This is a genomic window from Weizmannia sp. FSL W8-0401 (assembly GCF_038009125.1).
Lineage (GTDB): Bacteria > Bacillota > Bacilli > Bacillales > Bacillaceae_C > Weizmannia > Weizmannia coagulans.
In genome coordinates this window covers 646,792-670,169 of the sequence record NZ_JBBPAG010000001.1, presented here as the reverse complement: position 1 = coordinate 670,169, position 23,378 = coordinate 646,792, and the positions used below count along the sequence as shown (strand labels likewise).

The 23,378-nt window shown below is 46.0% G+C and carries 22 protein-coding genes and 1 pseudogene; 12 read left to right on the top strand and 11 right to left on the bottom strand.

Features of this window, described 5'->3' with window-relative positions:
• The first annotated feature begins 14 nt into the window (after window positions 1-14).
• From NSU00_RS03105 to pgmB, 6 genes are all read left to right on the top strand, one after another.
• On the top strand, window positions 15-248 hold the full coding sequence (locus NSU00_RS03105) for a hypothetical protein (protein WP_026104666.1): 234 nt from the start codon (window positions 15-17) through the stop codon (window positions 246-248).
• Between the two features lie 121 nt (window positions 249-369).
• Window positions 370-693: a histidine kinase dimerization/phospho-acceptor domain-containing protein gene (locus NSU00_RS03100; RefSeq protein ID WP_340703403.1), complete on the top strand. Its 324-nt coding sequence runs from the start codon at window positions 370-372 to the stop codon at window positions 691-693.
• A gap of 125 nt (window positions 694-818) precedes the next feature.
• A complete protein-coding gene (locus NSU00_RS03095) occupies window positions 819-1,796 on the top strand; it encodes a LacI family DNA-binding transcriptional regulator (RefSeq protein ID WP_340703402.1) in 978 nt (325 codons plus the stop codon).
• Between the two features lie 549 nt (window positions 1,797-2,345).
• Window positions 2,346-3,752: an SLC45 family MFS transporter gene (locus NSU00_RS03090; RefSeq protein WP_340703401.1), complete on the top strand. Its 1,407-nt coding sequence runs from the start codon at window positions 2,346-2,348 to the stop codon at window positions 3,750-3,752.
• Between the two features lie 19 nt (window positions 3,753-3,771).
• On the top strand, window positions 3,772-6,054 hold the full coding sequence (locus tag NSU00_RS03085; RefSeq protein WP_340703400.1) for a glycoside hydrolase family 65 protein: 2,283 nt from the start codon (window positions 3,772-3,774) through the stop codon (window positions 6,052-6,054).
• Window positions 6,055-6,282: 228 nt separating this feature from the next.
• On the top strand, window positions 6,283-6,972 hold the full coding sequence (pgmB, locus tag NSU00_RS03080) for a beta-phosphoglucomutase (protein ID WP_013858479.1): 690 nt from the start codon (window positions 6,283-6,285) through the stop codon (window positions 6,970-6,972).
• 192 nt (window positions 6,973-7,164) lie between these two features.
• Here pgmB and NSU00_RS03075 read toward each other — a convergent pair.
• Window positions 7,165-7,422, bottom strand: a pseudogene (locus NSU00_RS03075) (transposase); the annotation flags it as partial.
• Between the two features lie 372 nt (window positions 7,423-7,794).
• Here NSU00_RS03075 and NSU00_RS03070 point away from each other — a divergent pair.
• Window positions 7,795-8,706, top strand: coding sequence for an LCP family glycopolymer transferase (locus NSU00_RS03070; protein ID WP_061566511.1), 912 nt, complete (start codon window positions 7,795-7,797; stop codon window positions 8,704-8,706).
• Window positions 8,707-8,760: 54 nt separating this feature from the next.
• Here the strand turns inward: NSU00_RS03070 and NSU00_RS03065 are convergent, their stop codons facing one another.
• Window positions 8,761-9,420 (bottom strand): HAD family hydrolase, encoded by a 660-nt coding sequence (locus NSU00_RS03065; RefSeq protein WP_265115642.1) that lies wholly within the window; start codon window positions 9,418-9,420, stop codon window positions 8,761-8,763.
• A 345-nt stretch (window positions 9,421-9,765) separates the two neighbouring features.
• On the opposite strand from NSU00_RS03065, the gene qoxA reads away from it, so the two are divergent.
• The 4 genes from qoxA to qoxD are packed head-to-tail and all read left to right on the top strand — an operon-like array spanning window position 9,766 to window position 13,555.
• Complete coding sequence (gene qoxA, locus NSU00_RS03060) at window positions 9,766-10,692, top strand: cytochrome aa3 quinol oxidase subunit II (RefSeq protein WP_019722179.1); 927 nt, start codon at window positions 9,766-9,768, stop codon at window positions 10,690-10,692.
• Window positions 10,693-10,716: 24 nt separating this feature from the next.
• Window positions 10,717-12,666 (top strand): cytochrome aa3 quinol oxidase subunit I, encoded by a 1,950-nt coding sequence (qoxB, locus tag NSU00_RS03055; RefSeq protein WP_035189426.1) that lies wholly within the window; start codon window positions 10,717-10,719, stop codon window positions 12,664-12,666.
• The gene (gene qoxC / locus NSU00_RS03050; protein ID WP_017553873.1) at window positions 12,663-13,271 is read left to right on the top strand and encodes a cytochrome aa3 quinol oxidase subunit III; all 609 of its coding nucleotides are present in this window, start codon (window positions 12,663-12,665) and stop codon (window positions 13,269-13,271) included. Before qoxB ends, qoxC begins: the two co-directional genes overlap by 4 nt.
• Window positions 13,271-13,555 carry a cytochrome aa3 quinol oxidase subunit IV gene (gene qoxD / locus NSU00_RS03045; RefSeq protein WP_029141973.1) on the top strand — a complete coding sequence of 95 codons (285 nt, stop codon included), beginning with the start codon at window positions 13,271-13,273 and terminating at the stop codon, window positions 13,553-13,555. The genes qoxC and qoxD overlap by 1 nt, the downstream gene beginning before the upstream one ends.
• Before the next feature lie 178 nt (window positions 13,556-13,733).
• Here the strand turns inward: qoxD and NSU00_RS03040 are convergent, their stop codons facing one another.
• The 5 genes from NSU00_RS03040 to NSU00_RS03020 form a co-directional block, all read right to left on the bottom strand.
• Window positions 13,734-14,477 carry an SDR family NAD(P)-dependent oxidoreductase gene (locus tag NSU00_RS03040; protein WP_340703399.1) on the bottom strand — a complete coding sequence of 248 codons (744 nt, stop codon included), beginning with the start codon at window positions 14,475-14,477 and terminating at the stop codon, window positions 13,734-13,736.
• A 209-nt stretch (window positions 14,478-14,686) separates the two neighbouring features.
• Window positions 14,687-15,499 carry a teichoic acids export ABC transporter ATP-binding subunit TagH gene (gene tagH / locus NSU00_RS03035; RefSeq protein ID WP_017553876.1) on the bottom strand — a complete coding sequence of 271 codons (813 nt, stop codon included), beginning with the start codon at window positions 15,497-15,499 and terminating at the stop codon, window positions 14,687-14,689.
• A 67-nt stretch (window positions 15,500-15,566) separates the two neighbouring features.
• Window positions 15,567-16,052 (bottom strand): VanZ family protein, encoded by a 486-nt coding sequence (locus NSU00_RS03030; RefSeq protein WP_340703908.1) that lies wholly within the window; start codon window positions 16,050-16,052, stop codon window positions 15,567-15,569.
• Between the two features lie 254 nt (window positions 16,053-16,306).
• Complete coding sequence (locus NSU00_RS03025) at window positions 16,307-16,801, bottom strand: Ig-like domain-containing protein (RefSeq protein ID WP_340703398.1); 495 nt, start codon at window positions 16,799-16,801, stop codon at window positions 16,307-16,309.
• A gap of 334 nt (window positions 16,802-17,135) precedes the next feature.
• The gene (locus NSU00_RS03020; protein ID WP_061566517.1) at window positions 17,136-18,878 is read right to left on the bottom strand and encodes a phospho-sugar mutase; all 1,743 of its coding nucleotides are present in this window, start codon (window positions 18,876-18,878) and stop codon (window positions 17,136-17,138) included.
• A 188-nt stretch (window positions 18,879-19,066) separates the two neighbouring features.
• Here NSU00_RS03020 and NSU00_RS03015 point away from each other — a divergent pair, with 188 nt between their 5' ends.
• Complete coding sequence (locus NSU00_RS03015; RefSeq protein WP_437184213.1) at window positions 19,067-19,942, top strand: cation diffusion facilitator family transporter; 876 nt, start codon at window positions 19,067-19,069, stop codon at window positions 19,940-19,942.
• A 168-nt stretch (window positions 19,943-20,110) separates the two neighbouring features.
• On the opposite strand, the gene NSU00_RS03010 is transcribed toward NSU00_RS03015, so the two are convergent.
• The 4 genes from NSU00_RS03010 to NSU00_RS02995 all read right to left on the bottom strand — a co-directional run bounded on the left by NSU00_RS03010 (window position 20,111) and on the right by NSU00_RS02995 (window position 23,360).
• Window positions 20,111-21,097: an acrylyl-CoA reductase family protein gene (locus NSU00_RS03010; protein ID WP_340703397.1), complete on the bottom strand. Its 987-nt coding sequence runs from the start codon at window positions 21,095-21,097 to the stop codon at window positions 20,111-20,113.
• Between the two features lie 16 nt (window positions 21,098-21,113).
• Window positions 21,114-21,428 (bottom strand): iron-sulfur cluster biosynthesis family protein, encoded by a 315-nt coding sequence (locus NSU00_RS03005; RefSeq protein ID WP_014096042.1) that lies wholly within the window; start codon window positions 21,426-21,428, stop codon window positions 21,114-21,116.
• 179 nt (window positions 21,429-21,607) lie between these two features.
• Window positions 21,608-22,333, bottom strand: a complete 726-nt coding sequence (locus NSU00_RS03000; protein ID WP_251459654.1) for a WecB/TagA/CpsF family glycosyltransferase — start codon at window positions 22,331-22,333, stop codon at window positions 21,608-21,610.
• 280 nt (window positions 22,334-22,613) lie between these two features.
• The gene (locus tag NSU00_RS02995) at window positions 22,614-23,360 is read right to left on the bottom strand and encodes an AraC family transcriptional regulator (protein WP_340703396.1); all 747 of its coding nucleotides are present in this window, start codon (window positions 23,358-23,360) and stop codon (window positions 22,614-22,616) included.
• Window positions 23,361-23,378 lie beyond the last annotated feature (18 nt).

Sequence of the window (23,378 nt, the reverse complement as noted above, 5' to 3'; positions counted from 1 at the left end):
CCGGGGGTGGGCCAATGGATGACTTCATCGGATTGATTTCAGTCATTTTAATTTTTTCGGTGCCAATTGTCGCAATTGTCACGAATTTCTTTAAGTCGCGCGAAAAAATAAGAGTACAAGTTTTGGAGAAAGAACTGGAGCTCGAAAAGTTAAAAAACGAAAACTTCCTGCTGGAAACAGAAAAAATGAGGCTGGAATTGCAAAAAATGGAGCTGGACGGGCCTAAGGATGAGTGGGTTGTGAAATAATTAAAGCAAGTTAAAAGAGCGGCCTACTCATTTACCGCTCTTTTTCACCTGCGCATCTTTCCGCTTCTTTTTCGGGAAGGTAATCGCGGGGCATTACTTTCGGACATACACGGTAAAAGGCATGATGCAAAATGAAGATGTGCAAATCCAGTTCCTTGCGCAAATTGACGGGGAAGTGCTCATGCTCCATAAACTGATGATCATTACGATTGCCGGCTGCGCACTCGCCAGCCTGCTTGCGGTGCTCGCCGGGCTGGTGTTGGCGGAACGGGCATTAAAACCGATCAAAGCCGCGTGGGATAAACAAACGCAATTTGTTTCTGATGCTTCCCATGAAATTCGCACGCCGCTTGCGAGCATCCGCTTCATGGATTCCAAAAGGGATACGTTGTCTTCCACAATCAACAGCTTCATCAGTCAAACCTCCATTTTTCCATTATATTAAAAATTAATTTAAAAATCATATATTCAGTCTATGATTTCTATGAATAATTGCTTAAAATAAATCTATATAAGAGCTCTGCATCGATCCGATTATTCAGTTATTTTTCCTGAAGAAAGGTGATTTAGATGACAACCATTCGGGATATTGCGAAAAAAGCAAATGTCTCCGTTTCGACTGCTTCACGGGCTTTGAATAATAATCCGCGCATCAGCGTAAAGACAAGACAGCGCATCCAAGCCATCGCAGCCGCGGAAGGTTATATGCCGAACTATAATGCCAGGAATTTAACGCTTGGTGAGGCAAACGTCGTAGGGATTGTATTTCCGGCAGCTGAAAACAATGTACAGGGGAATCCTTTCTATATTGATATTTTACGGGGCATCAACAAACAGCTGGCCCCTCGCCACTACGTTCTGTCAGTTGCGATTGGTGATCACACAGAACAAGTTTTTGAGAACGTGAAATCTATGGTTGAACAGGCGAAAGTAAAGCGATTTATCTTACTGTATTCCTATGCAAGCGATCCGGTAACAGAATACTTGAGAAAAAAGGCATTGCGCTTTGTCATTATCGGCGAGCCGGTTGAAGATAAAAATGATTTTTATGTAGACAATAATAATTATCAAGCTGGTATTGCTGGAACAGAATACTTGCTCGGGCATTTAGGGGCGAAACACCCGGTTTTTGTCGAATCTTCCCATGAATGGCCTTATGAGCGCAGCAGGCGGGAAGGCTTCCAGGCAGCCATTTTAAGACGTGGCGTTTCCCCACTGATTTACCGCCTTCAAAAGGAAAACAATGACGGCATAACGGTGGAGTTTATCCGGCAGCATCCGGAAATTGATAGTATCATGGCGACTGATGACATGATCGGTTTTGAATTTTACTATCATTGGCAGTGCGCCCATCCTGGCAAAAGCATACCGGCTGTAAGCTTTAATCATTCTTTTATTTTACAATTGGCAAATCATCAGTTTCATTCGATCAATTTATTTCCGGAAAATCTCGGTTCTGCAGCTGTCGAGCTGCTTTTTACAGATAAGGAAAATAAGGGGGGCGAAGAGCCACCGCGTAAAATCATTCTGCCATTTGAAATCAGTTAACGGCAGTGTTTTACATGCAGCAGATTCCAATCTTGCAACCGGTTTATGGATATTTTGTGAAACCGGTTGCGCTGATCCGGTAAAATCATATATAATAAAGATGTTCGATGCAGAAGACCCAAAATGAGGAACATGTTCATTTTTTATTGCCTGTAATGCAACCGATTGCGCAATCCCCTGCCATGAGGTTTTAATAAGATTAAATCTATAACTACTAGCTGGAACTAAGAAATCTGGAAGAAAATTGGTTGGGGCTTCCAATAAATATGGAAAGCGATAGTACATTGGTGGCAAAAATGCAACCGGTTGCGCCTTGAAAAGGGGGAATTACGATGAAGATTACCCAAAAATAAGGGAATAAAACTTCTTGTTTAGTGCAAAATGAAAGTACAGAGTTCTGGAACGAACCAATATGGATCTTCAAAGTCTGTAATAAATATGGAAGGTGTCTCTGCATTTACGGGGGAATGCAACCGGTTGTGAACGAAACCAGAAATATCCGTCCTGAGCGCAGGCTCTTAAATAGATTAATAGAATGGAGGAATGATCATGCGAGAAACGGTGAATACCGACGAAAAAAGTATTGGACGGGTAAAATCATCTGCAACTGTTAAAGACGGCAAGAAAATTGGCAGCCACCAATTGCCGGCGCTGCCAATCAGCACGATTTGGATGATTAGTTTTGGTTTTTTAGGTGTGCAAATGGCCTTTTCGCTGCAAAGTTCGAATATGGGGCGCATCTTTCAAACGATTGGCGCCGATCCTACAAAATTAGGTTTCTTCTTCATCTTGCCGCCGCTTGCTGGACTTGTTGTCCAGCCGTTGGTCGGTTATTTCTCTGACCGGACATGGATACCGAAACTGGGCCGCCGGATCCCTTATTTGTTGGTAGGGGCCGTTGTGGCTGTGATAGTTATGTGTTTGCTTCCGAATGCCGGAAGTTTTGGCTTTGGGTTCGGATCAATGACAGCATTGACATTTGGAGCGGTGACTATCTTGTTTATGGATTTATCTTCCAATGTAGCCATGCAACCGTTTAAGATGATGGTCGCCGACATGGTAAATGAAGAACAAAAAGGTTTTGCTTATGCTGTCCAAAGTTTTCTCTCTAACAGCGGTGCAGTACTGGCCTGTATTTTTCCGTTTGTTTTAACGGCATTGGGCGTTTCAAACAGTGCACCAAAAGGCGTGGTGCCGCAATCGGTTGTGGTCTCGTTTTACAGCGGAGCCGTTATTTTAATTGTGTGCAGCCTGTTTACGGTTTTTAAAGTCAAAGAATATCCCCCGGATGAGTATGCCGTTTATCATGGCATCCAAAATCAAGTCCAAAAAGAAAAAAAGGGCATGTTTCAATTGCTCCTCAATGCGCCGAAAGAGTTCTGGACGATTACTGTCGTACAATTTTTCTGCTGGATGGGTTTTCAATATTTGTGGACGTATGGAGCGGGGGCAGTGGCCAAAAACGCTTGGAATGCAGTGGATCCGTCAAGCACGGCCTATCAGGAAGCAGCCAACTGGTTCGGCGTTTTATCAGGTGTGTATTCCCTTGCCGCGGTATTTTGGTCTCTTGTGTTAACAAAGGTACCGAAAAATAAACAGAAACCGGCTTATGCGTTCAGCCTAGTGCTTGGCGGGGTTGGTTTCGGTTCAGTTTTCTTTATCCACAACCCGGGCACATTACTTGTTTCGTTTATCCTGATCGGCATTGCATGGGCTGCGATGATGGCATTCCCGTTCACGATTCTGACCAATGCATTATCAGGAGAGAATATGGGAACCTATCTCGGGTTGTTTAACGGCAGCATCTGTTTGCCACAAATTGTGGCTTCCTGCTTAAGTTTTGTGATATTCCCGGCGCTCGGGTCCTCTATGCCGGCGATGATTTTGTTGTCAGGCGTGCTGCTGGTTATTGGGGCGGCTTCTGTTTCGCTGATTAAAAAAACGCAAACAAAGTAAATTTTTATGGAAAAGGAGAATGAATATGAAACGTATTTTTGAAGTACAGCCATGGAATGTTGTCAGCCATGATTTTAACCGGGCAGAAAAAAGGCTGCAGGAATCCATGACAAGTTTAGGCAACGGCTATATGGGCATGCGTGGGTTTTTCGAGGAGAACTACAGCGGAGATACTTTGCCGGGCATTTATTTAGGCGGTGTATGGTTTCCGGACAGGACCCGTGTAGGGTGGTGGAAAATCGGTTATCCTGAATACTTCGGCAAGGTGATTAATGCCATCAATTTTATTAAAATCAATATTGCGTTAAACGGAGAATTTATCGATTTGGCTAAAGATGAGATTACCGGATTCGAACTGAATCTCGATATGAAAAACGCACGCCTTACCCGTTCTTTTACTGTGGAAAAGGGTACGGTAAAAGTTGTGGTTACCTTTGAACGTTTCTTGAGTGTTGCCCAAAAAGAATTGTCAATCCAGCGGGTTCGCCTAAAAAATCTCGGATCAGATGATGTGGACGTTAAGATCATTTCAGCCATCGATGCGGACGTTAAAAATGAAGATGCAAACTACGGCGAACGCTTTTGGGAAGTATTGCAAACTGATCAAAAAGAACAATCCGGATCACTGGTTGCCATTACGAAAGCCAACCCGTTCGGAACCCCGCGCTTTACCGTCGGGGCGGAAATGCACCATCGGACAGCTTTGCAAGCGAAAGTAGCTGCACCGGCTCATGATAAAGAAGTTGTAAATGAATTTAGCGGTAAATTGGTAGCCGGTTCGGAAATCGATTTTGAAAAGCGCGTGATCGTGGTTACCTCTCGGGATTATCATACTCAAAATAATTTGGTTTCTGCGATGAACGCGATCAGCGAAAAAACTGACAATCTATCCTATGATGAATTATTCGATGCCCATCGTGCGATTTGGGCAGAGCGCTGGGAAAAGTCGGACGTCAAAATTGAAGGCGATGTTGCAGCACAGCAGGGGATCCGTTTTAACCTCTTCCAGATGTTTTCAACGTATTATGGTGAAGACTCCCGCCTTAACATTGGTCCGAAAGGATTTACAGGTGAAAAATACGGCGGTGCCACGTATTGGGATACTGAAGCTTTTGTCCTGCCGTTTTACTTGGGGGTGGCAGAACCAAAAATTTCCAAAAATCTGTTGAAGTACCGTTACCAGCAGCTCGATGGCGCTTATCATAATGCTAAAAAGCAAGGATTAAAGGGCGCTTTGTTCCCTATGGTCACTTTCGATGGCATTGAGTCCCACAATGAATGGGAAATTACGTTTGAAGAAATTCACCGGAATGCGGATATTGCTTTTGCCATTTATAACTACACCCGCTATACCGGAGACAAGTCCTATGTTTTAAACGAAGGCAGCAAAGTGTTGACAGAAATCTCCCGGTTCTGGGCTGACCGCGTGCATTTTTCCAAACGCAAACAAAAATATATGCTGCACGGCGTCACCGGTCCAGACGAATATGAGAATAATGTGGATAATAACTGGTATACCAACTACATGGCCCGATGGACTTTGGCATACACTTTGCAGGTCCTGGAGGAAGTTTCGCAGGAACAGGCAGCTGTTTTAAATGTGACAGAGGAAGAAAAACAGTTGTGGCAGGATATTGTAGACCGCATGTATCTTCCGGAAGATGAAGAGCTCGGCATTTTTGTCCAGCATGACGGTTTCCTTGATAAAGATATTAAGCCTGTGAGCGAAATTCCGGCTGATGAATTGCCAATCAATCAGCACTGGCCATGGGATAAAATACTGCGTTCGGCGTATATCAAACAAGCGGATGTATTGCAAGGAATCTGGAATTTTATTGATGAATTTACACCGGAACAGAAAAAACGCAACTTTGATTTTTACGAACCTTTAACCGTGCATGAATCGAGCCTGTCTGCTTCTATCCATGCGATTCTGGCTTCCGATCTGCACTATGAAAACAAGGCGGTGGAAATGTATGAACGGACATCACGTCTTGACTTGGACAACTATAACAATGATACCGAAGACGGGCTGCATATCACTTCAATGACGGGGAGCTGGCTGGCTATTGTGCAGGGATTTGCCGGCATGCGTGTCCGGGATGGCAAGCTGCACTTTGCCCCGTTCCTGCCGAAAAAATGGGACAAATACCAATTCCGCCTGTTGTTCCGAGGCCGTCTGATTGAAGTAGGTGTGGATACAAATGGAGTGTCACTTGAATTGCTGGAAGGCGAACCCTTGACGGTCGGTTTGTATGGAAAAGACGTTGAACTGGTTGCACAATCTTCGGTTTTTGTTTAAATGATTCTCCTTTATGCGAAGATATCGGAGGCATTTTTCCAAAATATTTTCATCTTAAGGCTCGGTTAAATGTTATTGTTGATGGCCGCGGGAGACTCCTGCGGGATAAGCGGGCCAGGCTGGCCCCCTCTTGCTGAGGTATCGGGCAAGAATTGGCAAACGGGCGGATATCGCGGCCATCAACATTGTACACTAACGTAAAAATAGAAAAACTCTGGGGGATTCCAAATGAGAAGTTTTCATGATATTAAAGGATTTGCTTTTGACCTTGATGGTGTATTGACGGATACCGCCCGTTTCCATGCACAGGCATGGAAGAAAACGGCAGAGGAAGTCGGCACGAAATGGACAGATGAACTGGCTGCGGGTTTAAAAGGAATCAGCCGGATGGATTCCCTGGAAATGATCCTGAAGGCCGGAAACTGTGAGCATTCTTATACACACGAACAGAAAGCACAATTGGCAGATGAAAAAAATGAGTATTATAAAAAGCTGATCGATACATTAACGCCGGAGGATATTTTGCCGGGAATGGCTGAATTTTTAATGGAGGTCAAGCATAAAGGGTACAAGCTTGCCGTCGCTTCGGCTTCCAAGAACGCACCCATCATTTTAGAGAGATTGGGCATCGCTGATATGTTTGATGCGGTTGTTGATCCGGCTGCTTTAAAATCCGGTAAGCCTGACCCTGAAATTTTTGTCCGCGCTGCAGAGTTGATGAATCTGCAACCTTGTGAAGTGATCGGCTTAGAAGACTCTATCGCGGGTATCAAGTCAATTAATGGTGCGGGGGAAGTATCGGTCGGGATCGGGGACAAAGATGAACTTTATGAAGCGGCTATCCACTTTGCCTCAACCGCGGAGGTCAGCCTTTCTGCCATTCAGGGTGATCCATATTTTTCTAGATCAAATTTGTAAAATATCCATTGTTCATCTAAGAAAAAGAAATGGATATTTTTTCAGAAAAGGGGCAGTCCCAAAGTCCTTTTTAAACAAGAAAACCCGTTGAGATATTAATTTTGAACTGCCCCCTGTCAAGTAGACAGTGGAAATAATAAAAATGATTTAAGCGGCTTTAGCTCTATATTCCATCGGGCTAAGGCCGTTTAATCATTTTTGGTATCTTTCATGATTATAAAAATGGATGTATTCATCTATTGCCAGAGAAAGTTCCTCAAATGTCTTATATTGATGTAAATAATACTTCTCACATTTCAGTGTTCCCCAAAAAGATTCCATTGGCCCATTATCAATACACCGACCAACTCGTGACATACTTTGTGTCATCTTTACTGCGTCTATCTTACATTTAAATCCTTTGGAAGTGTACTGGAACCCACGATCACTATGAATAAGTGGATGTTCTCCATCTCATAATACTATAAATCGGATTTGGCTTAGTTTCGCCTCCTTTCGATCTCCTCTAACTTTTTTAAGAATAAGTTCTCCGCACGTAACCGTTCATTTTCTCTTTCTACCTTTTTCATTTGAAGTTTGAATTTCTCTTCTGGAGTCAGCTTAGCTTCTTCTTTCTTATTCCCACGTCTATTCCGCAACATCGATGGGGCAAACTTAAATTTTTCTTAATGTTTTCGTTGCAAAATGCGATGATTGAAAAACAGGCCGCACCGTCAGCCCGATACTGACGGGATATGATGGGAATCGACAAAAAAGGATATTCAAGCGTAGCGAATCATGCTATAATAAACAATTATATGACGAAAAAAGAGAGGGCCATCGATGAAGAAAAAAATCCTGATGTCTTTTTTAGGCTTAATTGGGATCCTGGTCATCGCCTGTGGCGGTTATGCCTACTATGTTTATCACTCGGCAAAAGCTGCGGCTAATAAAATGCATGAATCGTTGGCAGGCACTTCAAATGAAAGCATCTCAAGCCAGAACGGGCAGCCGATTTCCGTTTTGCTGCTTGGTGTGGATGAACGTGCAAATGACAGCGGCCGTTCCGATGCCATCATTGTGATGACCATTAATCCGAAAAAAGGCACGACACAGCTGGTCAGCATCCCGCGGGATACAAGGACGCTGATCGCCGGACGCGGCACATATGACAAAATCAATGCTGCGTATGCATATGGCGGAACCAGTATGGCACTGCAGACCGTTGAGGACTTTACCGGTATCCAAATGGATTACTATGTGAAAATCAACATGCAGGCCCTGAAAAAACTGGTCAATGCGGTTGGCGGCATTACCGTCAACAACACAATTGACTGGCATGACGAAGGGTACTATAAAAAAGGGTACCATTACAAAAAAGGGGAAATTCATCTGAACGGAGCCCAGGCGCTCGGCTATGTCAGAATGCGCCATCTTGATCCGGAAGGCGATTTTGGCCGCAATAAACGGCAGCGGAAAGTGATCGAGGCGCTGATCCGGAAAGCAACCAGCATTTCTTCTGTGGCAAAATACAGCAGTATCCTTGATACGCTTGGCGACAATGTCAAAACAAATATGACGTTTAATGACTTGCTTACGATTGAGAAAAATTACCGGAATGCCGCCAAAAACATTACCCAGTATGAAGTAAAAGGCACCGATGCCAACTTTGACGGGATCTATTATTTGGCGGTGTCAGATGCTGAAAAAGAAAAAGTCACGCAAATGCTGGAAGAAAATCTGTCTGGTGACTAAGGAATAGTGGAAACAAACAACCCGCTTCCGGCATGCCGGAAGCGGGTTGTTCTGTCAACGGCTTTCAATAAACCGGATTACTTCTTCAAGCGGCGTTTCTGCCATTGACCCGAGGCGGTGGTCAATCTCGCCGAACTTGAGGTCTTTTGTTACCCGGTTCGGGACGACTACGCATGCCATACCGGCGCGTTTTGCCGCAAGCGACCCGTTTGGCGAATCTTCGAAGACGAGGCATTGTTCCGGTTCCACGCCGAGACAGCCGGCCGCTTTCAAATACAAAGCTGGGTCCGGTTTGACTTTTTCAACGTCATCGGAAGATTTGATGCAGTCAAAATAAGCGAGAAGGCCAAGCTGGCGCAAATAGCGGTGCAGCCATTTCCTGTCAGAGCTTGAAGCCAGCCCGACTTTAAGCCCGAGCTGCCTGGCCGACTTTAAATAGTCTTCCACGCCTTCGCGGGCCGCACCTTTTTCGAGCCGTTTTAAAAACATTTCCTCCAGCTCGTGGTCCAGTTTTTCTGTATCAAGCGGCTTTTTGATCTGCTCTTCAAGATATTTAAACGGCTTAAAACCCGAATGCGTGCCTACCCCCTTTCCCCATAGTTCAAGCGGCATCTCGCAATTGTAGCCGCGAAAAATTTCACAAAGCGCTTCATAGTGTTCCGATTCCGTATCCATAATCAGCCCGTCGAAATCAAAAATCACAGCTTTTATCATCCGTAAAACCCCTTTCTGTTTCCCTTAACATTATACGTTAAAAACACTTTTCCTCCCAGAATGGTTTTGAAATCTTTTCCAAAATATTAAATACCGTATTCCTTCACAAAGTTGTAAATTATTTCTGGATAATGCCAGTATTTGACAAATCTATGAAAAATATATGAACTTTTTATGAAATTTTTATGAAACATGGCGGAATAAGGGTAAAAGACAATACATCTATATTTTTTTATTGTAAAATAGGTTAGCACCATAATAAAGGTGAAAAAATAAAAGTACCACCTTTTTTTCATTTGCTTTTATTTGTACACTATTTTACCAAACCGGAAGGAGAGAAAAAATGTGTTGAGGAAACTACCTTGGAAATTGGTGCTGCTTTTGTCCCTCACATCGCTCTTTTTGCTCGGCGGATGTGACACCAAAATTGCAGTGCTCGACCCACAAGGTCCAATGGCGCGGGAACAATATCATTTGATTGTTTACTCATCCATCTTGATGGCCTTTGTATTCGTCGTTGTCCTTGGGTTGTATCTTTATATGGTGATCAAATACAGGGCGTCACGTCTGCCGGCTGATTATAAACCGCCGCAAATCCACGGCCATAAAGTGCTGGAAACGGTGTGGACCATTATCCCGGTGCTGATTATTATCGCCATTGCCATTCCAACCGTTAAAGCAAACTATTCGGTTGAAGAAACGCCAAAATCCATGAAAGGCGAAAAACCTTTAACGATTTATGTCACGTCATCGGAATGGAAATGGATTTTCAGTTATCCGGAACAGGGCATTGAAACCGTTAACTATGTAAACATCCCGGCTGGGCGGCCAATCAATTTCGAATTGACATCATCCGGTACGATGGCATCTTTCTGGATCCCTGAACTTGGCGGACAGAAATATACGATGCCGAACATGACGATGAGGCTGATTCTGGCTGCTGACCACCCTGGCGAATATACAGGAAGAAACGCAAACTTCAACGGGGAAGGCTTTGCAAAGATGGACTTCGATGTGTTGGCCCAAACGCCGAAAGATTTTAATGCGTGGGTGAAGGAAGTCAAAAGCAGAGCGCCTCAAATGAAAAAATCGGATTATGAAAAACTGATTAAAAAAGAAGGCCTCGTAGGAAGACAGACTTACACCGGGACCCATCTAAAATGGGATAAACCGGATGAACAAAAAAGCTATTATGAAGAATCGGAAAAAGGTGAGAAACAAAATCACCACCATCACCACGATATGTCCGGGATGGATATGGGCGGAAAATAATCATTGGAATAGGAGGAAAACAGTGTGAAACTTAGTGATTTTTTCGTCACCGGTGAACCGGCCATATATGCCGCCGAAGTTGGCATGGCACTTGGCGCGGCCGCTGTGATCTTTTCTCTAACCTATTTCAAGAAATGGAAATGGTTATGGAAAGAATGGCTGACAACCGTTGACCATAAAAAAATCGGGATTATGTACATTATCGTTGCGGTATTAATGTTATTCCGCGGCGGTGTCGATGCTTTAATGATGAGAACACAGCTTGCACTGCCGAACCAGCATCTGCTTGATGCCAACCATTATGACGGGATCTTTACGACCCACGGGGTTGTCATGATCTTATTTATGGCGATGCCGTTTTTGTTCGGCCTGATTAACGTTGCTGTTCCACTCCAAATCGGGGCGCGCGATGTTGCCTTCCCGCTTTTGAACGCATTCAGCTTCTGGGCAATGGTTGCAGGGATGTGCCTCTTTAATATTTCATTTATTATCGGGGGTTCCCCTACTGCCGGCTGGACGAACTACTTCCCGCTTGCAGGCACGGAATTTACAAAAGGTGTCGGAAACAACTATTATGCAATGGGCCTGCAGCTTTCCGGGATCGGGACACTGGCAACAGCCGTGAACTTCATTGTCACGATTCTGAAAATGAGGGCGCCGGGCATGACATTAATGAAAATGCCGATGTTCGTATGGTCTACTTTGATTACTTTTATCATCGTGCTTTTTGCTTTCCCTGTTTTGACAGTGGCTTTGGCAGAAGTAACGTTTGACCGTACTTTCGGCGCACACTTCTTTACCATGGGTTCAGGCGGCAGCCCGATGTTATGGGCAAACTTGTTCTGGATCTGGGGCCACCCGGAAGTGTACATTGTGTTGCTGCCATCTCTTGGGATTTACGCGGACATTATCGCTACATTCTCGGGTAAACGATTGTTTGGATATGCCTCCATGGTCGTTGCGATGGCTGGTATCGCATTCTTCAGTTATTTCACATGGGTTCACCACTTCTTTACAATGGGGAACACAGCAGTCGTAAACTCGTTCTTCTCGATCTCAACGATGATTATCGCGATACCAACGGGTGTCAAATTATTTAACGAAATCTTTACATTGCATAAAGGGAAAATTAGAACAACAACGCCTATGCTTTGGTCGCTTGCCTTTATCCCGACATTTTTGATCGGCGGGGTTACGGGTGTTATGCTTTCCATGGCAGCGGCAGACTATCAATATCACAATTCATATTTCCTGATTGCCCACTTCCACTATACATTGATTCCGGCAGTCGCCTATGCATGTTTCGCAGGGCTCCACTACTGGTATCCGAAAATGTTCGGCTATATGCTGAATGAAAAACTGGGCAAAATTACGTTCTGGTTGTGGATGGTCGGCTTTAACCTTTGCTTCCTGCCGCAATTCTTTGTCGGCCTCGACGGGATGGCGCGCCGGATGTACACTTATGAAGCAGGGCTTGGCTGGACAGGTTGGAACTTTGCCTCTACAGTAGGTGCCTATATCATGGGGATTGGGTTCCTCGTCCTGGCTTGGAACATTGTTTACAGTATTAAACATGGCGTTCGCGACACGACCGGTGATCCTTGGGATGGCCGCACATTAGATTGGGCAACCCCTACACCGGTTCCGGAATATAACTTTGCGAAACAGCCGGTTGTCTCTACACTTGATGCGTTCGCAGAATACAAAGAAAACGGCACACCGATTTACCGGGATGAAGAGTACAAACCGATCCATATGCCAAATAACTCGGCAATGCCATTTTTCTCCGCTGTATCGATGGGCCTTGCAGGTTTCGGCCTTGTCTGGTCCTGGTGGTGGCTCGCCATTCTCGGCGGTTTGATGATGCTCGGCTGCCTTGCGTGGAGATCGTTTGACCCGGATAAAGGGCACTATATCAGTGTAGAAGAAATCATTCGCACAGAAAATACAAGAGCAGGAGGTGTAAAACGATGAGCGACGAACATTTGGATACATCATTGCCACTCGAATACCAGCGCAATCAGGACCGTTTAACCATTTTCGGTTTCTGGGTTTTCCTGGCGGCTGAAATCACTTTGTTTGCAACGCTGTTTGCAACGTATTTTACACTCCAGCACCAAACAGCAGGCGGGCCTGTTCAGCAGGACATCTTTGAGCTCAAAGGTGTCCTGATTGAAACCTTTGTCCTTTTGACAAGCAGTTTTACATGCGGAATTGCCGTCTTCAATATGCGCAACCGGAATAAAGGCGCGATGCTCGGCTGGTTTATCGTTACCCTTCTTCTCGGTTTAACTTTCGTCGGCTTTGAAATCAATGAATTTGTCACGTACGTTCATGATGGGGCAACACTGCCGACAAGCGCATTCCTTTCCGCATTCTATGTATTGCTCGGAACGCACGGATGCCACGTTTCCCTCGGGATTTTATGGGGAATATCGATTATTATACAACTGATCCGCCGCGGTTTAACGCCGATGACGGCACGCAAATTTTTCGTTGTAAGTATTTACTGGCACTTCCTTGATGTTGTCTGGATCTTTATCTTCACTTTCGTTTATTTAGGAGGGTTGATGAAATAATGGAGCATCATTCAAAATATCCGATCGGCCATGTCATCGGTTTTCTGCTTTCAATCGTATTGACCCTTGTGGCACTGTATGTTGCTTTGTATACCAACCTTTCTAAAACGGCGATCATCTGGACAATCGGATTGTTTGCCTTCCTCCAGGCTGGCGTGCAATTATTTATGTTCATGCACGTCAAAGAAGGCGAAAACGGAAAGATCAATGTCAGCAATATGATCTACAGCATCATCATTGCGATCGTCGTTGTTTACGGAACCATCTGGGTTATGCACTTTTAACCAAAAAAACCTGCATCCTTTTAGCGGATGCAGGTTTTTTTATGGCTTGTCCGGACAGACGCATTTGCAAATACGGCCAAATCGGCGATTCTTCCCGAGGGCCGGTTTATGGCTTGAACGCATCAACCGGTATCAACCCGGACCGGATGGATGCCTTTTGGCGCTGGTTATGCCGCACTTATTGCGCTGTATAACCGCCGTCCACGAGCAGGGCAATGCCGGTTACAAATTCATTTTCACTGAGGAATACGATGGCATGGGCGATTTCATCCGCACGCCCGAGCCGGCCGATCGGATGCCTTGCGACAAGGCCGTCATAAAAATCGCCGAGTGCTTCCTTATTCACCATGCCGGTTTCAACATACCCCGGGTTCACCGCATTCACGCGAATGCCTTTTGATGCATATTCAAGGGCCAGCGACTTTGTCATCAGGTTGACGGCACCTTTGCTTGCATTGTAGGCAAAAGCGCCCGGTTCGCCGACGTACCCTAAAATAGAGGATGTATTGACAATACAGCCACCGCCTGTTTTCAACATTTCACGGATGGCATATTTCGAACCGAAAAATACACCGTTTTGATTGACGGAAATAACCTTTTGATAGTCTTCAAAGCTCAGTTCATGGGTTGTAGCCATGACGCCAATGCCGGCATTATTCACCATAATATCCACTCTGCCGTACCGGTTGACGGTTTCTGCGACAAGACCGGCGACGGACTGTTCATCAGATGCATCGGCTCGAATAAAGCATACATCCGCTCCTTTTTCGTTAATTTCCTTTTCAACCGCTTTGCCGCTTTCTTCGTTGTAATCGGAAATGACCACTTTCGCCCCTTTTTCCGTAAAAGCTTTTGCGGTTGCAAGTCCGATTCCGGAAGCGCCGCCTGTGACAATTGCAATTTTATTTTCTAAGCTGGCCACTACAATTCCCTCCCATTGTGAGTATGTACACATTTTCACTATACCGCTAAAAAGTAATCGCTATCAATTTTTATATCTATTTTTTGCGAAAAACAGTTTGCCTGGCTGGAATCGTTCTTCAGCCGTTCACTCCCGGTTTTCCAGCGAAAATCCCGGTAAGCAAAAAGCGGCTGCCCGGCACGCAACAAGCATTCCGGGCCGCCGCCTCCTTATTCTGCCACTTTTTCTTTTCTTTCTTTGCTCCGTTTTTCGAGAATCATCTGTTTGAAGTTTTTCTGTTTTTCTTTCGGCCACGATTTGAATTCTTTCAGGAATTTTTCATAATTTGGCAGGACATCATCAATCGCGCCGTATTGCTTAATTTCCCCTGCTTCCAGCCACATCGCTTTCTCGCAAAATTTCTTTACCTGGCCCATCGAGTGGCTGATGAAAAAGATCGTTTTGCCAGCATCCTTGAATTCGTTCATCTTCTCAAAACATTTATCGGCAAATGTCTGGTCGCCGACCGATAACGCCTCGTCAATGACAAGAATATCAGGGTCAACGTTGACCGAGATGGCAAATCCGAGCCGTGACTTCATCCCGCTTGAATATTTTTTAACAGGCTGGTCAATGAACTGCCCGATATCCGCAAATTCAATAATTTGCGGGGTTAGCTCCTTAATCTGCTTTTTTGTGAACCCAAGCATCAGGCATTTCAGTTCAATATTTTCAAGGCCTGACAATTCATTGTTTAAGCCGGAGTTAATGGCAATCAGCGATGTTTCGCCGTTTAATTCAATCGTTCCGGTTGTGGGCGGAATAATGCCGGTAATCAGATTGGACAAGGTTGATTTGCCGGCGCCGTTAACGCCGATCACGCCGATGACATCCCCGTTGCTCGCCTCAAAAGATATGTTCTGCAGGGCGTAAAAATCATCGCCATAACCGCCCGGCAAAATGATGTCGAGAATTTTTTCCGAATTGCTCCGGTACATTTTATACTTTTTCGAAACGTTTTTAAATCTGACAGATATGCTCATAGATTAGAACTCCCTGTTGTATATTCAATACGATTATTATAAAGAAACAAATGCCGTTCGTTAAGCATTATCGGGATTTTTTCCTTCGCGTAAACCATAAAAACAGACAGACGCCAATCAAGATTCCGAAGCTGTCAAAAGTGATGACATCTATAAAATGCCCTGTTCTGCCGCTGACAAAACTTTGATGCCATTCGTCAAGATTGGCATAGAGAAAACTTGCCAGAAAGCCGGCCGGGACTGCAAAACGGACAGGAACCAAAACCGTGCGCAAAGTTAGAAGGATCAGCAAAGTACAGACGGCATATTCCGCCACATGGCAGGATTTCCGGATCCAGAATTCAATAAAATCATACGGCAGCGTTGACGTGACAAGCGCACCCCCGTAATAAAATTCGATTTTCGGCAATGTGTTTGCATCGAGGCGTACCAGCTTTTCCAGTTCCGGCCGCATGTCCTGTTCCTTATAGGGCTGGTTGGAGAGAAGAAACATGGCAGCCATAAACAGGATGCAGAGACCTGCAAGCACCAGCGCGCTTTGTTTTTTCTTCATGAGCAATGGCAAAGCCTCCTATTCGCTCTTTCCATTTTACATGAGTAAGAAAAATGTTGCATCCTTTTTGGGCGTTTTTCTTCCAATGGGCAAAAAAAAGCCGCCCGCTTCAGCCGTTTCCGCGGAAGAAAAAAGCATGGCATTTGCCCTTTATCATAAGCAAAAAAACCGGGACGGCTCCCGGCCTTTTTGGCCCTGAAACGTTATGCTCCTTTTGAAAAGCGATATCGTTTTGAATGGGGTGATCCGCTCTCCTATTTTTGTACCGTAATCGTTTTAGCGTCGCTCCAAATGCCGTTTTTAACAGCATACAACGACAATTTTGTGCCTGCCTTTTGCTTTTTGATTTTCACGGTAAACTTGCCATTTTTCCCGGCAACAGCATGGCCGATTGCCGTTTTTCCGGTTTTGACATAGACTTTGGACCCGCTAAGTGCAGTTCCGGTCACTTTCGTTGCGCCTGCTTTAACGCCCTGTGCGGACGGTGCCGGCGGTTTTACGGTTGTGGCTACGGCCTTTCCTGTATGGCGCGCTGCATCGGTTGCATAGACATACAGTTTTCTGCCGATGCTTTGCGGTTGTATCTTGGCCGCAAATTCCCCGTTTTTACCGGCCTTGCCGGTTCCGATCGTTGTTTTGCCGGCTTTCACCGTGATTTTCGCATATGGCTCCGCTGTGCCGGTTACCTTTTTCGAAAAGTTGGTGACAGTCCGCAAACCGGACCGGTTGGCCGGACTCTGTTGAATCAAACAGATACGTCCCGGCCGAAAATGTGCATCTGCCCAGAATATATCATGCCTTATTTTTAAAGTAAAGAAAAATCAGGCTTATTTTTTCGGTAAATTTCTGCAAGCTACGCCTGCTTTTGCAGAAAGGAAAAATCGTACTGAACCTGCATGAAACGGGAAAGAAGGACCGGTACAAATACGGGGGCGGCAGCAATACGGGCGGTCCCGGAGAGATGGCCAGGCCGGTGATAATGAGCGTTGTTCCGCCTGGGCTGCGGTAGTCCGGCAGTATTCTGCAATAGCGCGAAAAAACGCCCCGGACGTCAGATCCGCCCGGGGCACCCTATGAATACAATTAAAGCATACGGTTTACGAGATTCATCACTTCATCGCTTAGGCGTTTGTTCCGTTGTTCGCTCTCCGCGAGACTGTCCGCTTTCACACCAAAGTAGAACTTCACTTTCGGTTCTGTTCCGGACGGGCGCATGCAGAACCATGAACCGTCTTCAAGGAAAAATTTCAGCACATTGGACTTTGGCAGTTCAATTTTTGACGTTTCTCCCGTTTTCGCGTTGGTCCGCAGTTGTGATTGATAATCCTCGCGGGCGGATACCGGGATGCCCGCCACTTCTGTTAACGGATGGGCACGGAAGTTGGCAAGGATGCCGGCGATTTTTTCCGATCCTTCTTTTCCTTTCAAAGTGAGCGATGTTAAGGATTCCTTATAGTAGCCGTACTGTTCGAAAATGTCGAGCAGGCCTTCATACAATGTTTTTCCCATCGACTTATAGTAAGCGGCCACTTCAGCAGCAAGGACTGCCGACTGCACCGCATCTTTATCGCGCACAAAATCGCCGATTAAATAACCGTAGCTTTCTTCATACCCAAATAAGAAAGTATGGGCACCGGTTTTTTCAAACTCTTTGATTTTTTCACCGATGAATTTAAAACCGGTCAAAGTGTCGATGGTCGGGATGCCGAAAGACCGGGCAATATCGCGGCCGATTTCAGACGTTACAATCGTTTTGATGACAATACCATTTTCCGGCAGAGTCCCTTGCTTTTGTTTTTGTGTTAAAAGATAATGGAGCAGTAATGCACCTGTCTGGTTGCCGGTTAAAACCTCGTATTTTCCTTCATGGTTTTTTACGGCAACGCCGAGGCGGTCAGTGTCCGGATCCGTGCCAAGCAAAATGTCCGCGCCGATTTCTTCGCCGTAGCGGATGGCAAGTTCAAAAGCGGCATGTTCTTCCGGATTTGGCGATTTTACTGTTGAGAACTCGGAATCCGGCAGCTCCTGTTCTTTTACAACGGTGACGTTTTGAAAACCGAAATTTTCAAGGCCGCGGCGGACCGGAAGATTGCCTGTCCCGTGCAGCGGCGTGTAGACGATTTTGAAAGAATCTGCAACCGAGCTGATCACTTCCTTGTTTTGGCGGAGTTTGATGAGCTGGTCCTGGTAAGCTTTGTCTACATTTTCGCCGATATAAACGAGCAAGCCTTTTTCGATCAGATCCTTTTCTTCGCCGACTTCGACAAGCAGCTCATTTTCGACACGGTTCACATAGCCTGTCAGTTCGTCCGCTTCTTTTGGCGGCATTTGCCCGCCATCCGGCCCGTAAACTTTGTAACCATTGTATTCTTTCGGGTTATGGCTCGCTGTAATGACAACGCCGGCATAAGCGTTCAAGTACCGGACCGCAAATGACAAAAGCGGCGTCGGATGGAGGGAATCAAATAAATAGGCTTTGATCCCGTGCTTGCCGAGCGTTTTTGCGGTTTCAAGGGCAAACTCCGGCGATTTGCGCCTTGAATCGTAGGCGATCGCGACCCCACGGTTTATAGCTTCTTCCCCCTGGTCGAGAATGAAGTTTGCCAGCCCTTCTGATGCTTTCCGGACTGTATAAATATTCATGCGGTTCGTGCCGGCGCCCAGTTCCCCGCGCATACCGCCCGTTCCGAACTCAAGGTTTTTATAAAAGCGGTCTTCCAGATTTTTTTCATCCCCGCTTACGCCGGATAGTTCTGCTTTTAATGCGGCATCCAGCTCTGCAAAGCGGTTCCATTTTTCATAAGAAGTTTTCCAATCAGTGCTCATGTTGGCCTCCTGTAAAAAATTTTCTATTTCTATATTAGCATAAATTTGTTGAAATCCCAGACCTTAATGCATGAGAAGGCGGATTTTCCCGCATCTAACTTTTATAGCGGCCGGAAAAAACGTTGCTGTAGACCCACCCTGCACTTCATTGTTATGATAGAGAAGTAAACCAAATGGAAGTGAAAGCAATGAATGAAGAAAAATACCAAAATTTAAAATTAGGCGAGTACGGCATTATGATCAGCATGGCGGCCTATTTAAGCCTGTCGGTGCTGAAACTAGTGATTGCCTTCTATACGGATTCAAACGCCCTGAAGGCAGACGGGCTGAACAATATTACGGACATCCTGTCTTCGATCGCCGTCCTGATTGGGCTCCGCCTCTCCCGGAAACCGGCGGACCGCGATCATCCTTACGGGCACTGGAAAGCGGAAAACGTCGCCTCCATGGTTGCTTCTCTCATTATGGTGGCGGTCGGCATCCAGGTGCTCTATGATGCCATTCTCTCGATTGTGCATGGAAAATCCGAATCCCCGGATATGGCAGCGGCATGGACCGGGTTACTTTGTGCTGTTGTCATGTTTTTTGTCTATTTGTACAATAAACGGTTATCAAAACGCATCAACAGCCAGGCGGTGCGGGCAAGCGCGATGGATAATTTGTCCGATGCCTGGGTGAGTATCGGCGCGAGCATCGGCATCATCGGTTCGCAGTTCCATCTTCCGTGGCTTGACCCGGCGGCTGCGATTGTTGTCGGCTTATTGATTTGCAAAACCGCCTGGGAAATTTTCCGCGATACTTCCCATCTTTTAACGGACGGATTTGATGAGTCGGAGCTGGAAAATTATAAAGCGAAAGTATTAAGCGTAGCCGGCGTCCAAAGCGTGAAGGATATTAAAGCGCGGCAGTACGGAAACAATACGGTTATTGATCTTGTCATCGGCGTTGATCCGTCTCTTGATTTGCGCCATGCCCATGACATTTCCACAAAAGTGGAGAATTCACTGATCAGCGATTGTGAAGTATATGAGGTCATTGTGCATGTAGAGCCGGCGGAAAGTTAAAACCCGGACTCGCAAGCATGCCAGCTGGTAATGGAGGTACATTCGAAGGAAAGGTGAACCCTGGAATGGCGGAATGGCCTCAAGACGCCAGCCGGTGCCCTTATCCATTCAACCAGCGCTTTTTGCGGTTGTTAAAAAGGATGCGCGAGTGCCACGCATCCTTTTTTGTTACATTTTTACAATTGTCCGGCCCTGGAGCTTGCCTTCCAAAATATCCGAAAGTGCGGCCGGGACTTGCTCAAGGCTGATTTCCCGAACAATTTCACTCGTCAAATGTTCCGGTTTAAAATCGCTGGCAAGTTTTCCCCAAATTTTCACCCGGAGATCCATCGGGCAAAAAACAGAATCGATTCCGAACCAGCTGATAGCGCGCCCGAGAAACGGCGTTACGGTCGTTGTGACTTCTCTTCCACCGGTAAGACCGCTCGTTGCCACCGCTCCGCCGTACTGAAGGGTGCTGATGATGTATTGTGTCGTTTTCCCGCCGACAGGATCGACTGCAGCTGCCCATTCTTTTTTGCGAATCGACTGGTCTTCATGGTCCATAACGGCCTCCCTGTCAAGGATGCGGGCCGCACCGAGCCGTTTCAAATAAGCGTGTGCCTCTTTTTTCCCGGTTGAAGCTGTGACCTCATAACCCCTTTTTGCCAAAATATCGACAGCAACACTGCCGACACCGCCGCTTGCTCCGGCAACAAGCACCGGCCCTTGTCCCGGTTTGAGCCCGTGGTCTTCCAGTTTTTGCACGGACAGCGCTGCCGTAAAGCCGGCTGTCCCTAAAATCATGGATTCTCTTAATGTCAGCCCTTTCGGAAGCGGTACCACCCAGGCAGCCGGCACGCGCGCCATTTCACTGAATCCGCCGAAATGCCCGGTGCCCAGCTTGTAACTTGTGACGATCACTTCATCGCCTTCTTTAAAGCGGCTGTCAGCGGACGCAAGCACCGTCCCTGCCAAATCAATCCCCGGTATAAACGGATAAGATTTGACAAAGTCCCCTCTCACGCCAACAAGCGCATCTTTGTAATTGACACTTGAATAGGCGACTTTTACGGTGACTTCCGCTGCCGGCAGCCGGCCCGTATCCCATTCCTGTACGGAGCGTGCCGGCTGTGATGCATTTTCCATGACCAACGCACGAAAAGTTTCTTTCAATGCAAAGCACCTCTTTTTACTCGGCTCTTGTCAAGTCAAGATTGTATTGGTAAACTTCCTGATCTGAAGAAAGTTTGTACCCTTTATTCGGATTGTAATCGATGATGACTTTCTCACCGAGCTGTTTTTGGCTTGCCTTCGATACAAGGAGCGGAATGCCATAAACATTAAACAAATCGTCATCTTCCCGTTTATGGTCAATTTTCAAAGAATGTTCAGCGGCAATTGTACAGCTCCCGACAAAGACCGCCTCAATCCGGATGCCTTCGCCTTCTTGAAATTCAATTTGTTTAAATTGGGAGAGTGCAGCGGGTTTGATATCAATTTCCATATTTCTCACCTTTCTTTTACAAATGATTACATTATCGTACCCGCTTTTCCCTTTTGTAAAACAAAAATTGGCACATCTTTTATCGTTCGGCAAGTGCCGGGCATTCCCTTCTTTTTTGGGGCACGTGTCTGAATTCCCGCCCTGCACGCCCCGTTCCTTTCCGCGCCGGAAAAAGGAAGCTAAGAATGTTTCCATTTATATCGCAAAATCCGGCATAAAAAGATGAGGCTGCCAACATTCCGCTTCCACAGCCGTTTCGGTTCGCGCAACAGCCGGAACAGCCACTCGATCCGCAATTTCCGGAACAGATACGGGGCACGCGGTACGTTTCCGGATGCAAAATCAATAAAAGCGCCGACACCGAGCCGTGCCGTGCAGAAAAGTTCCCGATCGAAGCCGGCAATGAATTTTTCCTGGAGCGGCACGCCCATTCCGACGATCAGCACATCGGCATGCGAGCGGTTAATCGCCTCTACAATCTCATGGTTTGATTGAAAATAACCGTGATGGGCGCCGGCAATTTTCAAACCGGGATAGTCCCTGCGGAAATGTTGGATTGCACTTTTCAAATTCGTTTCGGTAGCGCCGAGCACAAATACGGAGAAGCCGTTTTTTTCACATCGCTTTAATATTTTCGGCGTCAAGTCGGTACCGTTTAAATTGCCGGCAAGCGGAATATCAAACAGTTTTGCGCCGATTTCAATCCCGACCCCGTCGTTGAGCAGGTAGTCGGCTTCATTGATAATCCGGTAGTAGTCGCGGTCGGTTTGGGCGATATTGTAACAGTGCGCATTTAAAAAAAACACATTGGTTTTAATTCCTTCGTGTACCCGGCTCTCAAATTCGTCCAAAAATTGTTCTTCTGTAATCACGGTCAATTCAATATTGCCAAATGCCTTTTTCAAAACAGTTTTCTCCTTAGCACGGTGAAATGTTTCCATGTTTAGTATATACGTTCTGTGCACCGCCGGCAATTACAAATCCCCGCTCCGCCAACGCCTGTGGCAAAAAGGGAAGACCCGCAGCATGGGCGATATACGGTTTTGTTCGAGTGTGCAGACGGTGGCTAAGGAAAGGAACTTGATGGAAATCCGGACGTGAAACGGTGCTGTTGTTTTGTTAAACATTGGAAAATCACAAGGAAGCGCCAGCCGACCGTTAAAAAACGGATACATGCCAGCAAAACTAGTACTGGTTTTGCTCCCGGAATTCTTTTGGGGTGAGCCCCATATATTTTTTAAAAAGCGAAGTATAGTAGCTTTGGTTGCAAAAATGGAACAGAAGCGCAATTTCAGAAATGGGTATATTCGTATGGAGCAAAAAATAAATCGACTCTTCAATCCGCTTTTTATTTATATAATCCGTCACCGATACGCCGGTCTCTTTTTTAAACAAGTGGGACAAGTAGCTCGGATTCAGGTAAACATGTTTCGCCAGCGATTCAAGCGTGATCACCTGTAAAATATTTTCATGAATATATGCCACAGCCATATGAATCGCATGGCTGTAGCGATGTTCTTGTTTCCTTGCCTGCTGCACGGCTTCCGTAAAATTGCGCAGCATGCTGTACTCGAGTTCAAACAGCTTTTCCTGCGTCTTTAACCTTTCAATCTCCAGAATATGCGCATCGCTGATGTTAAAAGCGGTTTCCGGCAGCACGCCCGCTTCGATCGCCGCCCTTGTAAACAGCGTGCAAATACAGATGAGTGAATTACGGAGCGAGCGGATCGGTTCTTCCGCAAGTTTTGCCCGCTCCAGCGTATTGATGTTTTTCAAAACGGATTCGGCTGCTTCCACTCTTCCTTCTTTTACAGCATTCAACAACTGCTTTTCCATCATATAAGGCGGATGCAGAAAATACTCGCGCTGGTGTTCAACGCGGTACGAAAGGTAGCGTTCTATAATGGATTTGCTGATGACAGACTGTTTCATCGGAGCCGCCCCTCAATC

Coding starts and splice junctions, on each gene's coding strand:
- NSU00_RS03105 (WP_026104666.1), top strand. CDS start 15: ATGGATGACTTCATCGGATTGATTTCAGTCATTTTAATTTTTTCGGTG.
- NSU00_RS03100 (WP_340703403.1), top strand. CDS start 370: ATGATGCAAAATGAAGATGTGCAAATCCAGTTCCTTGCGCAAATTGAC.
- NSU00_RS03095 (WP_340703402.1), top strand. CDS start 819: ATGACAACCATTCGGGATATTGCGAAAAAAGCAAATGTCTCCGTTTCG.
- NSU00_RS03090 (WP_340703401.1), top strand. CDS start 2,346: ATGCGAGAAACGGTGAATACCGACGAAAAAAGTATTGGACGGGTAAAA.
- NSU00_RS03085 (WP_340703400.1), top strand. CDS start 3,772: ATGAATATGAAACGTATTTTTGAAGTACAGCCATGGAATGTTGTCAGC.
- pgmB (WP_013858479.1), top strand. CDS start 6,283: ATGAGAAGTTTTCATGATATTAAAGGATTTGCTTTTGACCTTGATGGT.
- NSU00_RS03070 (WP_061566511.1), top strand. CDS start 7,795: ATGAAGAAAAAAATCCTGATGTCTTTTTTAGGCTTAATTGGGATCCTG.
- NSU00_RS03065 (WP_265115642.1), bottom strand. CDS start 9,420: ATGATAAAAGCTGTGATTTTTGATTTCGACGGGCTGATTATGGATACG.
- qoxC (WP_017553873.1), top strand. CDS start 12,663: ATGAGCGACGAACATTTGGATACATCATTGCCACTCGAATACCAGCGC.
- qoxD (WP_029141973.1), top strand. CDS start 13,271: ATGGAGCATCATTCAAAATATCCGATCGGCCATGTCATCGGTTTTCTG.
- tagH (WP_017553876.1), bottom strand. CDS start 15,499: ATGAGCATATCTGTCAGATTTAAAAACGTTTCGAAAAAGTATAAAATG.
- NSU00_RS03030 (WP_340703908.1), bottom strand. CDS start 16,052: ATGAAGAAAAAACAAAGCGCGCTGGTGCTTGCAGGTCTCTGCATCCTG.
- NSU00_RS03020 (WP_061566517.1), bottom strand. CDS start 18,878: ATGAGCACTGATTGGAAAACTTCTTATGAAAAATGGAACCGCTTTGCA.
- NSU00_RS03015 (WP_437184213.1), top strand. CDS start 19,067: ATGAATGAAGAAAAATACCAAAATTTAAAATTAGGCGAGTACGGCATT.
- NSU00_RS03005 (WP_014096042.1), bottom strand. CDS start 21,428: ATGGAAATTGATATCAAACCCGCTGCACTCTCCCAATTTAAACAAATT.
- NSU00_RS02995 (WP_340703396.1), bottom strand. CDS start 23,360: ATGAAACAGTCTGTCATCAGCAAATCCATTATAGAACGCTACCTTTCG.